Origin of the sequence: Bartonella rattaustraliani AUST/NH4 (assembly GCF_000312565.1) — a bacterium.
Lineage (GTDB): Bacteria > Pseudomonadota > Alphaproteobacteria > Rhizobiales > Rhizobiaceae > Bartonella > Bartonella rattaustraliani.
In genome coordinates, this window is record NZ_CALW02000031.1 from 177,569 (window position 1) to 190,095 (window position 12,527).

The 12,527-nt window shown below is 40.2% G+C and carries 14 protein-coding genes; 8 read left to right on the forward strand and 6 right to left on the reverse strand.

All coding sequences use genetic code 11. The features are described 5' to 3' along the window. The first annotated feature begins 95 nt into the window (after positions 1 to 95). Positions 96 to 1,898, forward strand: a complete 1,803-nt coding sequence (lepA, locus tag BN67_RS05465) for a translation elongation factor 4 (protein ID WP_026088187.1) — start codon at positions 96 to 98, stop codon at positions 1,896 to 1,898. 66 nt (positions 1,899 to 1,964) lie between these two features. Here lepA and dapD read toward each other — a convergent pair whose 3' ends face one another. Next, positions 1,965 to 2,813, reverse strand: coding sequence for a 2,3,4,5-tetrahydropyridine-2,6-dicarboxylate N-succinyltransferase (gene dapD / locus BN67_RS05470; protein WP_019223139.1), 849 nt, complete (start codon positions 2,811 to 2,813; stop codon positions 1,965 to 1,967). Positions 2,814 to 2,919: 106 nt separating this feature from the next. Between dapD and BN67_RS05475 the strand changes: the two genes are divergently transcribed. Continuing rightward, positions 2,920 to 3,783: an LOG family protein gene (locus tag BN67_RS05475; protein WP_019223140.1), complete on the forward strand. Its 864-nt coding sequence runs from the start codon at positions 2,920 to 2,922 to the stop codon at positions 3,781 to 3,783. Positions 3,784 to 3,817: 34 nt separating this feature from the next. Here BN67_RS05475 and truA read toward each other — a convergent pair whose 3' ends face one another. From truA to def, 3 genes are read right to left on the reverse strand one after another with little or no spacing between them, the layout of a single operon-like run. Continuing rightward, a complete protein-coding gene (truA, locus tag BN67_RS05480) occupies positions 3,818 to 4,561 on the reverse strand; it encodes a tRNA pseudouridine(38-40) synthase TruA (protein ID WP_019223141.1) in 744 nt (247 codons plus the stop codon). A gap of 1 nt (position 4,562) precedes the next feature. Next, positions 4,563 to 5,492: a methionyl-tRNA formyltransferase gene (gene fmt, locus BN67_RS05485; RefSeq protein ID WP_019223142.1), complete on the reverse strand. Its 930-nt coding sequence runs from the start codon at positions 5,490 to 5,492 to the stop codon at positions 4,563 to 4,565. Further along, positions 5,492 to 6,022, reverse strand: a complete 531-nt coding sequence (gene def / locus BN67_RS05490; RefSeq protein ID WP_019223143.1) for a peptide deformylase — start codon at positions 6,020 to 6,022, stop codon at positions 5,492 to 5,494. Before def ends, fmt begins: the two co-directional genes overlap by 1 nt. Positions 6,023 to 6,111: 89 nt before the next feature. Here def and BN67_RS05495 point away from each other — a divergent pair, with 89 nt between their 5' ends. Further along, a complete protein-coding gene (locus BN67_RS05495) occupies positions 6,112 to 7,296 on the forward strand; it encodes a DNA recombination protein RmuC (protein WP_019223144.1) in 1,185 nt (394 codons plus the stop codon). Positions 7,297 to 7,401: 105 nt separating this feature from the next. Further along, positions 7,402 to 7,989 (forward strand): transglycosylase SLT domain-containing protein, encoded by a 588-nt coding sequence (locus tag BN67_RS05500; protein WP_019223145.1) that lies wholly within the window; start codon positions 7,402 to 7,404, stop codon positions 7,987 to 7,989. A gap of 955 nt (positions 7,990 to 8,944) precedes the next feature. Here the strand turns inward: BN67_RS05500 and BN67_RS05515 are convergent. Then, positions 8,945 to 9,196: a BQ00720 family protein gene (locus tag BN67_RS05515; RefSeq protein ID WP_019223148.1), complete on the reverse strand. Its 252-nt coding sequence runs from the start codon at positions 9,194 to 9,196 to the stop codon at positions 8,945 to 8,947. A gap of 29 nt (positions 9,197 to 9,225) precedes the next feature. Beyond that, positions 9,226 to 9,654: an Hsp20 family protein gene (locus BN67_RS05520; RefSeq protein WP_019223149.1), complete on the reverse strand. Its 429-nt coding sequence runs from the start codon at positions 9,652 to 9,654 to the stop codon at positions 9,226 to 9,228. 118 nt (positions 9,655 to 9,772) lie between these two features. On the opposite strand from BN67_RS05520, the gene nth reads away from it, so the two are divergent. The 4 genes from nth to pheS all read left to right on the forward strand — a co-directional run bounded on the left by nth (position 9,773) and on the right by pheS (position 12,489). Further along, complete coding sequence (nth, locus tag BN67_RS05525; RefSeq protein ID WP_019223150.1) at positions 9,773 to 10,513, forward strand: endonuclease III; 741 nt, start codon at positions 9,773 to 9,775, stop codon at positions 10,511 to 10,513. A gap of 167 nt (positions 10,514 to 10,680) precedes the next feature. After that, positions 10,681 to 10,884, forward strand: coding sequence for a 50S ribosomal protein L35 (gene rpmI, locus BN67_RS05530; protein ID WP_019223151.1), 204 nt, complete (start codon positions 10,681 to 10,683; stop codon positions 10,882 to 10,884). 33 nt (positions 10,885 to 10,917) lie between these two features. Further along, entirely contained in the window at positions 10,918 to 11,319 is a 402-nt protein-coding gene (rplT, locus tag BN67_RS05535; RefSeq protein WP_019223152.1) for a 50S ribosomal protein L20, read from the forward strand. A 96-nt stretch (positions 11,320 to 11,415) separates the two neighbouring features. After that, entirely contained in the window at positions 11,416 to 12,489 is a 1,074-nt protein-coding gene (gene pheS / locus BN67_RS05540) for a phenylalanine--tRNA ligase subunit alpha (RefSeq protein ID WP_019223153.1), read from the forward strand. Positions 12,490 to 12,527: the final 38 nt, after the last annotated feature.

The window sequence follows — 12,527 nt, forward strand, 5'->3', positions numbered from 1 at the left end:
TTTGGTGAGCTCTTTTATGGATATTCTTTCGAAGGTTTTCAAAGGAGCGTAATTGGTCTTTGCGTTTTGTGCTATTCTTTGCTAAATCGCCTTGTATGACAATAGATCGTAATCATATCCGTAATTTTTCCATTGTGGCGCATATCGACCACGGAAAGTCGACTTTGGCTGATCGTTTGATTCAAATGACAGGGGGGCTTGAGACCCGTGAAATGAAAGAGCAAGTGCTCGATTCTATGGAGATTGAGCGCGAACGTGGGATTACAATTAAAGCACAAACAGTACGTTTGCATTATAAAGCGAAAGATGGTGAAAACTATATTTTAAATCTTATGGATACGCCTGGTCATGTGGATTTTGCTTATGAGGTTTCGCGCTCATTAGCAGCTTGTGAAGGTTCATTATTGGTGGTAGACGCGAGCCAGGGGGTTGAAGCGCAAACATTGGCAAATGTTTACCAAGCCATTGATAATTCTCATGAATTGGTGGTTGTTCTCAATAAGGTTGATCTTCCAGCCGCAGAGCCGGAGCGCGTTAAAGAACAAATTGAGGATGTGATCGGCATTGATACATCTGAGGCAGTAGAGATATCCGCAAAAACGGGCTTAGGTGTTCCTGATGTTTTGGAAGCAATTGTGAAACAATTGCCACCTCCGCACACAGGCGATATTAACCAGCCTTTAAAAGCGATGTTGGTTGATAGTTGGTATGATGCATATCTTGGCGTGATCGTTTTGGTGCGGGTGATCGATGGTGTGTTGAAAAAAGGCCAAACCATTCGCATGATGGGGACAGAGGCAAAATATCCAGTTGAACGGGTGGGGGTCTTTACTCCAAAAATGCTTCAGGTTGAGGCGTTAGGACCAGGGGAAATTGGCTTTATAACGGCTTCTATCAAAGAGGTTGCTGATACACGGGTTGGTGATACTATTACAGAAGAGCGTCGTCCTTGTGAAGAAGCGCTCTCTGGCTTTAAACCGGCTCAGCCAGTTGTCTTTTGTGGACTTTTTCCTATTGATGCAGCTGATTTTGATGACTTGCGTGCAGCTATGGGGAAATTGCGTTTAAATGATGCGAGTTTTTCCTTTGAAATGGAAACATCAGCTGCTTTGGGTTTTGGTTTTCGTTGTGGCTTTTTAGGACTTCTTCACCTTGAAATTATTCAAGAGCGGTTAGAGCGCGAGTTTAATTTGGATTTAATTGCAACAGCGCCTTCAGTTGTTTATCGTATGAATCTGAATGATGGCTCTGTCAAGGAATTACATAATCCAGCAGATATGCTTGATGTTGTTAAAATTTCTTCCATTGAAGAACCGTGGATTCGAGCGACCATAATGACTCCTGACAATTATCTTGGGTCAATTTTGGAACTTTGCCAAGAAAGACGGGGGGTGCAGGTGAGTTTGTCTTATGTTGGAACGCGCGCCATGGTGACATATGACTTACCGCTCAATGAAGTCGTTTTTGACTTTTATGATCGTTTAAAATCAATCTCAAAGGGATATGCCTCTTTTGATTATCAGATGACGGATTATTCTGAAGGCGATTTGGTTAAAATGTCTATTTTGGTGAATGGAGAATCTATCGATGCATTGTCAATGCTTGTGCACCGCACAATTGCAGAAAAGCGCGGGCGTTCAATGTGTGAGAAGTTAAAAGATCTTATTCCTCAACATATGTTTCAGATTCCAGTTCAAGCAGCCATTGGGGGGAAAGTCATTGCACGCGAAACGATTCGTGCTTTGCGTAAAGATGTAACGGCGAAATGTTATGGGGGCGATGTAACGCGTAAGCGGAAACTTTTGGAAAAGCAAAAAGAAGGAAAAAAGCGTATGCGCCAATTCGGAAAGGTAGAAATTCCGCAATCGGCTTTTATTCAAGCGCTCAAAATGAAATAAATAAAGAAAAAGGGCATATTGCCCTTCCATGAATTGTCTTTTACTAAGTTTCTGGAAAATGACTTTTTACGCGCGCAAAAGATCATTAATGGATGTTTTTTCTCGTGTTTTTTTGTCAACGCGTTTCACGATGACAGCGCAATAGAGACTCGGACCTATTTCGCCGTTTGGTAATGGTTTTCCAGGAAGAGAGCCTGGAACAACAACAGAATAAGCAGGGACTTCTCCCATAAAAGTTTCTCCTGTTGTGCGATCAATAATCTTTGTAGATTTTCCAATAAAGACTCCCATTCCTAAAACCGCGCCTTCACGAATAATGCACCCTTCAACAACTTCAGAGCGTGCACCGATAAAACAATGATCTTCAATAATAGTTGGGTTTGCTTGCAGGGGTTCCAAAACACCTCCAATACCAACACCACCAGAAAGATGAACATATTTACCAATTTGGGCACAAGAACCAACGGTGGTCCATGTATCAACCATTGTTCCCTCGTCAACAAAGGCACCAAGATTGACAAAGGATGGCATTAAAATAACATTGGGTGCAATATAGGCAGAATGACGTACAATTGCTCCAGGAACGGAACGGAAATCAGCTTTTTTAAAATCGTCTTCTTGCCAACCAGAAAATTTCGAAGAAACTTTATCCCACCAATAGGATTCATGTGCTCCACCAGAAATAATGCGCATGGGATTGAGACGAAAAGACAAAAGAACAGCTTTTTTCAACCATTGATGAACATGCCATTGTCCATTTTCTTGGCGTTCAGCGACACGGACTTTACCTTGATCGAGAAGATTTAATGCATATTCAACACTGTCACGAATTTCACCTTTTGTTGTTCTATGAATGGATGCGCGTTCATTAAACGCCTTTTCAATAATCATTTCAAGTTGTGTAAGATGAGTCATGACCAAAGTTCCGTTAAACAAGTTGAAAGCTTCAAGGTTTACCATTTATGACCTACGCGAAGAAATGTCTTCAGTCAATAAAAGGATAAGAAACTAGGACAGATGTATGAAAAAAGGCTGTAAAGAAGAAATAAAAAGAGAAAAGAAGAACTTAACACTCTCTGCTCATGCAGACGATCCTATCCAACAGGGGCATGAAATTTCTGATACAGAACAAAGATATTCTTCTGCATATCGTTTGGCTTATTTAGATAAGGACTTTATCATGCGTCCTGAATTACGTTCGCAACGCATTGGTCTTGAGCTTTTAAAACCAGATATAACACTTCAAGAGTGTGATATTCACTCAACCGTTGTTTTATTTGGTGGTGCGCGTATTCCTGAACCTGGGCATGCAGCTTGGGCAGCGAAAAATGAAATGCAACAGAAAAGCTTACGTGCACTGTCGCATTATTATGATGAGGCAAGGGAATTTTCTCGTTTGTGCTCACTCTATTCTGCTATAAGCAAATATCGTGAATTTGTTGTTGTTACAGGAGGAGGACCGGGGATAATGGAAGCGGGAAATCGTGGTGCCGTTGATGTTGGTGCACCAACGATTGGTTTAAATGTTATTTTACCGCATGAACAAAGGCCAAATTCTTATGTAACTCCACATTTATGCTTTAATTTTCATTATTTAGCAGTACGTAAAATGCATTTTTTAATGCGGGCGAAGGCATTAGCCATTTTTCCTGGAGGCTTTGGCACGTTGGATGAGTTGTTTGAAGCATTAGCTCTCATACAGACAGGACGTATGAAACATATTCCGGTTTTACTCTTTGGCAAAGAATTTTGGGAAAATGTTATCAATTTTGATTATTTGGCAGCGCAAGGTACAATCTCTCCTTCTGATGTTAAGCTCATAAAATTTGTTGATACAGCAGCAGAAGCATTTGCAGAAATTTGTTCTTTTTACGGGCTTTCTTAAGAGCTTATGAGAAAAGTAATTTAGGAAAGGATCATTAATATTCTACTTTTGTTAAATAAAGCCCCGAGGGTGGTGCGACGACACCACAACGTATGCGATCTTTTGCATGAAGAGCAGCCTCAAGGTCTTGGGGTGTCCATTGTCCAATACCAACTTTCATAAGGCTTCCTGCGAAAGAGCGGATTTGATGCTGAAGGAAAGAACGTGCTTGTACATACAGAAAGATTTCTTCTCCTTTTCTTTCAATATCGAGACGCTCAAGGGTACGAATAGGACTTTTAGCTTGGCAGTGCACGGAGCGGAAAGTTGTAAAATCATGTTTCCCTACAAGTTTTTGTGCAGCTTCATGCATGGCTTTGGCATCGAGAGGTTTTGGGAGCCACCACACGCGTTTAGCGTTTAAGGCTGGTGGTGAGCGGCGATTAAGAATTTTAAAAAGATAATGGCGTTTGGTTGCAGAAAATCGTGCATCAAAGCTCTCAGGAACATTTTGTACATGCAAGATTGAAATATCTTCCCCATTTTTTCGTAAATGCGCATTAAGGGCATCGCGTACAGTGTGGGGATACCAGTCTTTTGCAAAATCAACATGCGCGACTTGTCCCGTGGCATGGACACCAGCATCCGTTCTCCCGGCTGTTGTAATGGTCAATTGTTGGCCGCTAAAGTAAAAAATAGCCTGCTCAATGGCTCCTTGTATGGTGCGGAGTTTTTCTTGGCGTTGCCATCCAGCATAATTTGAACCATCATATTCGAGAGTGAGTTTAAAACGTGGCATATTAAAAAACAGCAGAAATATGAGCGCCTCGTAAAAATGTTGCGCTATCAAGAGTTTTACCACCAGATCTTTGGAGTTGGGTGATTTCAAGGCGCCCTTGTCCACAATGAACAATCAAAGAATCTGGCTCTATTCGACCAATTTCGAGAGAAGGACCTGTTGTTAAACGGCTTTCCAAGATTTTGACACGCTCTTTTTTTCCACCAATAGTCATGTTGCACCAGCAACCAGGAGCAGGAGAAAGAGCGCAGATCTGTCTATGAATCAATTCTGCATGGTTTGTCCAATCAATATGGGTCTCTTCCTTTTTGATTTTGGAGGCATAGGTTATGCCTTGTTCTGATTGTGGAGTGAGTATCAATTGTCCTTTCTCAAGGGCGGACAAAGCCTCTATCAGGAGTTTGGCACCTATATGTGAAAGCTTTTCTGAAAGCTCAGGGGCTGTTTCATTTTCGGTTATGGGAATGGAGTGGGAGAGAGCAATAGGTCCTGTATCAAGCCCTTCATCCATTTTTATAATCATCATGCCTGTTTTTTTATCACCAGCCATGATGGCACGCTGAATGGGGGCAGCACCACGCCAACGTGGTAAGAGTGAAGCATGGGCATTAAAGCAACCCAAACGCGGTGTTTCGAGAATGGCTTTTGGTAAAAGAAGCCCATAGGCAACAACAACAGCGGCATCAACAGCAAGTGTTTTAAATTGAGCTTGCTGTTCGGCTGTTTTAAGTGTTTGAGGGGTAAAGACAGGAAGAGATCTTGCTTGTGCTGCATTGTGCACAGGTGAGGGGGTCAGTTGAAGCCCCCGACGTCCTGCTGGTCGAGGGGGTTGGCTATAAACAGCAACAATATCATGACCCGCATCCAATAAAGCATGTAAAATGGAGACAGCAAAATGAGGTGTTCCCATAAAACTTAATCGTAATGCCATTATAAAATTGCTTCCAGTGTGTTTTCTTCTTTGGCACGTTTTTTAAATTTCCGTATTACCATGTCACGCTTTATTTTTGAAATATGATCAATAAAAAGCCGGCCATTTAAGTGATCAATCTCATGCTGCAAGCACGTTGCTAGGAGATGATCTGCTTCCATTTCTGTTTGTTTGCCTTCGCGGTCTGTATAGCGAACACATAGGCGTTTTGGCCGTTCAACTTCTGCATAATATTCAGGAATAGAAAGACAGCCTTCTTTATAAATATTACGTTCATCTGAATGCCATAAAATTTCAGGATTGATAATAACAAGTGGATTTTTGGGATCATCATTTCCAGAAACATCAACCACCAACATGCGTAATGGGATACCAATTTGAATAGCTGCAAGGCCAATACCGTGGGCATGATACATGGTTTCTAACATATCGTCAGCAAGCTTTTGAACTTCCTTATCGATATGTTCGACAGGTTTGGACACTTCCCGTAAAATTGGATCAGGTAAAATAACTAAAGGTTTTATTAGCATAAGCTTAGATTAATCAATGGTTTGTTACGGGTCAATATTGAATAACGAATTCTTACGTTTTTTTATGGGAAGAGCGTTATATTATTCTTATGTTTGATTCGTTTTTTTCCTTTATGTTTTCGATTGAGCCTTTTGCTAAACTGATGGCTTTACTTTTATTTGTGCTTGTTTTCTTGGTACTTTTTATCTTGATACATTCTCATAGAAAGAAAATATTTTTGGAAAATGAGATTGCTGAACGTGCTCGTGAAGCACAAATGCAGATGGCCACATTGCTAAAAACGCAGGCTGAAATGCAAGGGCGGATGCAAACGATGGCAGAAATTTTCGGTCAAAGACAGGCTGAATTGAATAAATCACTCAGTGAGCAACTCAATGGGATGACAGCCAATTTGGGGCAAACGCTTCAGGTACAGACAAAATCGACTTATGAAAATTTAAATCGTTTACAAGAGCGTTTAGCGGTGATTGATGCAGCACAAAATAATATTCAATCGCTCACGGGTCAGGTTGTTCAGTTACAGGCTATTTTAAGCAATAAACAAACGCGTGGCACTTTTGGTCAAGGGCGAATGGAAGCAATTATTACCGATGCTCTACCAGCGAATGCTTATGCTTTTCAGACGGTTCTTTCAAATGGAAAGCGGCCAGATTGTCTCATTCATATGCCGAACAAGTCACCTTCTCTTGTTATTGATGCTAAATTTCCTCTAGAGGCTTGGAATGCTATGCGTAAAGCAACATCAGCGCAAGAACGCCAAGAAGCAGAACGTCAATTTCGGACCGACATGGAGGTGCATATTCGTGATATTGCACAAAAATATCTCATTCCTGGAGAAACGCATGACACCGCTTTTCTTTTTGTACCATCGGAATCAATTTTTGCAACAATTTATGAAGATTTTGAGCCATTAGTACAAAAAGCCAATCGTGCACATGTGATTATTGTTTCACCATCTTTATTAATGTTATCTGTTCAGGTTGTACAAACTATTATGAAAGATGCGCGAATGCGTGAACAGGCGCATTTGATCCAGTCGGAAGTGACAAAACTTATGGAAGATTTTGGACGAATGGATACGCGTGTTCGTGCATTACAGAAGCATTTTTACAAAGCAAATGAAGATATAGAAGGAATTTTAATATCATCTTCTAAAATTATGAAACGTGCTAACCGTATTGAAACTTTTGAATTAAAAGAAAATAATTCTATGACAACGGAAGTGACAACATCTTCTGAACCACAAGCATTGCCTTTGGTTGATGAAGAATAAAGCGAGGACTTTTACACTTACAAGTATGTTCATCTCTTTTATTGGATTTGTTATGATTTTTTAGTACTCTCATTTCATTATTTCCCAATGAGAGGAAAAAAGAATATGCGAAATTTTTTGTTTTTAGGAATGTTGGTGTTTTTTTTGGGGGGATGTGCAACAACAACACCGCGTTATACAAACAATGCTTGTGCTATTTTAGCACAAAAAGATGGTTTTTTTGACAATTGGGAAAAAGCGGCGAAAAGAGCAGAAATGCGCTATGGGATTCCTATGCCTATTATCCTTGCAACCATTAATATGGAATCTGGTTTTCGTTATAATGCACGTCCTCCACGCACAAAGCTGCTTGGTTTCATTCCATGGAAGCGTCAATCAACAGCTTATGGTTATTCTCAAGCGCTCAATAGTACATGGACAACCTATTTGCGCTCTACAGGGAAGTCTTTTGCACGGCGTACGAGTTTTGCAGATGCTGCTGATTTCGTTGCTTGGTATCATCGCCAAAGTGTTCAACGCAATGGTGTTCGGTTTGATGATGCGTATAACCTGTATTTAAATTATCGTATGGGTCATGGAGGGTATGCACGAAAGAGAGGGTATGCAAGTCGTGCACTGATACAGTCAGCACAGCGTATGGCAAATCTCGCTAAACACTATGAGTGGCAACTAAGAGCATGTGGACGCCGTTAGGGGCGTATAAAAGATCTGATCAAGGGTTACGTTTGTTTTAAGAGTTATCTTAATGGAGGATTTTTATGGCGTATGCGCACATAGGGTTTTTGTGATTCCTGCCCATATTGATCTTTCTGGTTACAAGAATTGAAAAAATTGAAGAGTTAAGAAACTTTTCTTAAGGATTTAAGAATTTTTTGCGGAAGTTTTTTTCTCAAGGCTTTTGTTAAAAAGAAAATACAAGAGCAAAAGGTAAAAACTCACTATACAAGCGAAACAGTAGAATAAGTGAAAATGCCTGATTCATAAAGAATTTTCACTGTAATATTAAGAAGGCTAAAGTATATAAAGGAATAAACAAACACCTCCACTCAAAAAGAGGAATGTTATAAAGTTTAAGAGTGATGTTTCTTCTTAAGCTCATTTCGCGTCGTTGTCCGTAAATTGTACACTGATAAAGCCATTGTGCACCACCATCTTTTCGTTTGTGAGAGTACAAGCTGGCGCCACCATTATATTTACCAGCCGCCAATGTTGCGCCAGCCCTTGAGGCGATTCATGAGAGGCATTCTTCCTTCTTTCCTCCATGATTTTTATCCATATGCAAATCCCTGCTGATAGTGTACAAGCAAGTAAAAAAATTGATTCAACATGAAAGAAATTTGAAATGAGAGAATCTTAACAGTATTCGGGGTTGTAATTCAAGCTAAGAAACGACAGTTTATTCTTATAAATCAAGGTGTTATATTCTTGATAAAAACAATCATGAGACCCTCTTCAACTGCCTGAGATCTCCTTCCCATTTCTTTGTCGGTAGAAATTCTATGATCATATCCTATCGGTTTGGGAAGCACATCATGTGCTCCTTAAACTTCTAGTGCATAGAATTCCTTGATCTTTTTTATATTTTTAAAAAATTCAAGCAGAATGAATAGGATTTATACAGATAATTCCATTTTTTGCACAATGTAATTTAGTGTAAAGTTACAATTTGAAGTTCATGTTCATTGGCTCCCGCTAGAGCAATAGAGCGCTCATCGGATAAAATGATCGGATAACCTGTTTCCCCAAAAAGAGCCCATACTGTAATACCTGGAGTCATTGGCGGAAGATCAGGAAAGTTTTTAGCGAGATCATCTGTACAAACCTTTTTTAAATAGGCAATTTGTCCCACTTCAGAGTAGGACTCATCCTGTACTAACAAGTTCTGTTTATGTTCTCCCATTTCACTATTCCTTTACGTTTTAGCGTTTATCACACACTATTACTCACTTTGATAGGAATCTGCTTTATCTGTTTTTTTGATTTTGGTTGCTGTAGATTAATTGATAAGAGACCATTTTTCAACTCCGCATTTGTGACGTGCATTCCCTCAGCAAGCACAAAAGTACGCTGGAATTGGCGCGCAGCTATACCACGATATAAATATTGACGATTTTGATTATCCATCTGTTTACCATGAATAATCAGTTGATTGTCGTCGAGCATGATACTGAGGTTGTTGACTTTAAATCCAGCAACAGCCAAAGTAATACATATATGATTTGCGTCGTCATTTTTGTGTAAACGCTCAATATTGTAGGCTGGGTAAGACTCATCGGCTTTGCCAATGCGTTGTAATATTTTCTCTACTGTTTCAAACCCTAAAAGAAAGGGATTGGAGAAAGGCGTCACATGTGTCATTGTGATGATCCTCTTCAAAGCGGCTTTATTTGACCAAATTTAAAAAAAGCGTTTGCTGCATCTTTGTCATATGGCGAGTATGGGTGATAACTTCAAGAGAGAAGATTAAGAGAGTTCAATGGCTCAAAGAACAATAAAATTGTCAAAAATGCAAAAATCTTTTGAAACATTGTATAGTAAAGAGGAAATTGCAGAAATATTTCGTCGTTTTTCTGTTCAGCGCCCAGTTCCTAAGAGTGATCTTATTTATACGAATGTTTTTACTCTTTTAATTGCAGTTGTTCTTTCAGCCCAAGCGACAGATGTAAGCGTGAATAAAGCGACCAGGGAATTGTTTCGTCTTGCTGATAGACCAGAAAAAATGGTTGCATTAGGAGAAGAAGAGATTGCACGCCATATTCGTACAATTGGTCTTTGGCGTGCAAAAGCACGCAATGTTTACGCGCTTTGTAACTTTTTAATAGAGCACTATGGTGGCCAAGTGCCTGATAATCGTGAAGCACTGATAACACTTCCTGGAGTAGGGCGTAAAACAGCGAATGTTGTTTTAAACGTTGCTTTTGGGCAGCTTACATTGGCGGTAGATACGCATATTTTTCGCTTAAGCAATCGTCTTGGTTTAGCGCCTGGCAAAACGCCAGAAATTGTTGAAGAAAAGTTGCTGAATATTATACCGGTTCGCTATCTTCGTCATGCACATCATTGGCTCATTTTACACGGGCGTTATATTTGTCAAGCACGTAAAGCACAATGTACGCAATGCATTATTGCTGATTTGTGTAAAGCAGCAATCAAAACCAATGCAGTTCCAGCACCTTTGGTTGAAATTCAAGGAAATGGAGCGCCCATTTTTTTTTGATACGCTCTTGCTATTTTGTGTGTACTAGCTTATGAAAAATCTTTTAGAGCCGCCCGGCAGGGCATGCCGTGGCTGTTCAAATGCTTATTCAAGCGTTGGTCCGCTTGGATGAACGAGTTCACAACATGAATGAGATTTGAGATAAATGAAATGTATGGAGTAGCAAAATGCCCAAGATGAAGACCAAATCATCCGCGAAGAAGCGGTTTAAAATCACTGCGTCAGGCAAAGTTAAAGTAGCAGCTGCAGGTAAGCGTCATGGTATGATTAAGCGTTCGAATAAATTTATTCGTGATGCACGTGGAACGATGGTTTTGAGCGAACAGGACGCTAAAAAAGTTATCCAGTATTATTTGCCAAATGGTTTTTAAACCTTACGCTTTTGATTTTGAGGAGAAGATTACATGGCACGTGTAAAAAGAGGTATGACAGCGCACGCTAAACATAAAAAAGTTCTAAAACAGGCTGAGGGTTTTTACGGTCGGCGTAAAAATACTATTCGTGCAGCAAAAGCAGCAGTTGACCGTTCAAAGCAGTACGCTTATCGTGATCGCAAAAATAGAAAGCGTACTTTCCGTGCTTTGTGGATCCAGAGAATTAACGCAGCTGTTCGCGCAGAAGGTTTGACTTATGGGCGCTTTATTGATGGTTTATCAAAAGCGGGTATTGAGGTTGATCGCAAAGTTCTTTCAGATATAGCGATTCACGAAAAGGAAGCATTTTCTGCTCTCATTGTTTCAGCAAAGAAGGCTTTGGAATATTTAAAGGACACAACGCCTAATGCTTTTGAAGGCGCTGTCAAATAAGCCAGTCGTGTTCTCTTAAAAGCATTTATTTATTCGGGATCCCGTGCTGGTTACTACTAGTGCGGGTTTTTTTCTATTCAAAAAATAGGCAAAAATATGAGCGACATTGAGCGTCTGGAACAAGAAATTTGTTTAGCTTTAGAAGAAGCGTGTGATGAACAGGCACTTGAAGCAGTGCGTATTGCGGCATTAGGCAAAAAAGGCAGTATTTCTGAAAAATTAAAAGAATTAGGAAAGATGGATGCTGAAGAGCGTCATAAAGTTGGACCAGTTTTGAATGCGTTAAAAAATCGTGTTTTAGAATTATGGGCGCAAAAGCGTGATCTTCTCAAGCGCCAGGCAATGGATGAGCGCCTTTCTCGTGAAACGATTGATATAACTCTGCCTGTACGTTCTGCCCCTTTAGAGAGGGGGCGTATTCATCCTATTTCGCAGGTGATTGAGGAAATTATAGCCATTTATACAAAAATGGGTTTTTCTCTTGCAGAGGGGCCAGACATTGAAACAGATTATTATAATTTTACAGCGTTGAACTTTCCTGAAGGTCACCCAGCGCGCGAAATGCACGATACCTTCTTTTTTGATCGTGATGAAATGGGAGAGCGGAAATTATTACGCACCCATACATCACCGGTACAAATTCGTACGATGGAAAAACAAAAAGCACCGATACGTATCATTATTCCCGGAAAAACGTACCGTATGGATTCCGATGCAACACATTCACCTATGTTTCATCAGGTAGAAGGTCTTGTCATTGATAAAACCTCTAATATCGCACATATGATGTGGCTTCATGAAACTTTTTGTAAAGCTTTTTTTGAGGTTCCTTCCGTGAAGATGCGTTTTCGTCCTTCTTTTTTTCCTTTTACCGAGCCGTCTATGGAAGTGGATATTCAGTGTGATCGTTCTGGTTCAGAAGTAAGGTTTGGAGAAGGGCAGGATTGGCTAGAGATTTTAGGGTGTGGAATGGTGCATCCTCGTGTGCTTCAGAATGTTGGTTTTAACCCCGATGAATATCAGGGTTTTGCGTGGGGTATGGGCATTGATCGTATTGCTATGTTGAAATATGGAATGCCTGATTTACGTGCCTTTTTTGATGCTGATCTGCGTTGGTTAGATCATTATGGTTTTCGTTTTTTTGATATGCCGGCTTTTTTTTCAGCTTAAGCAATATGTGATCTTAACACAGTTTTCATATGAGGTTT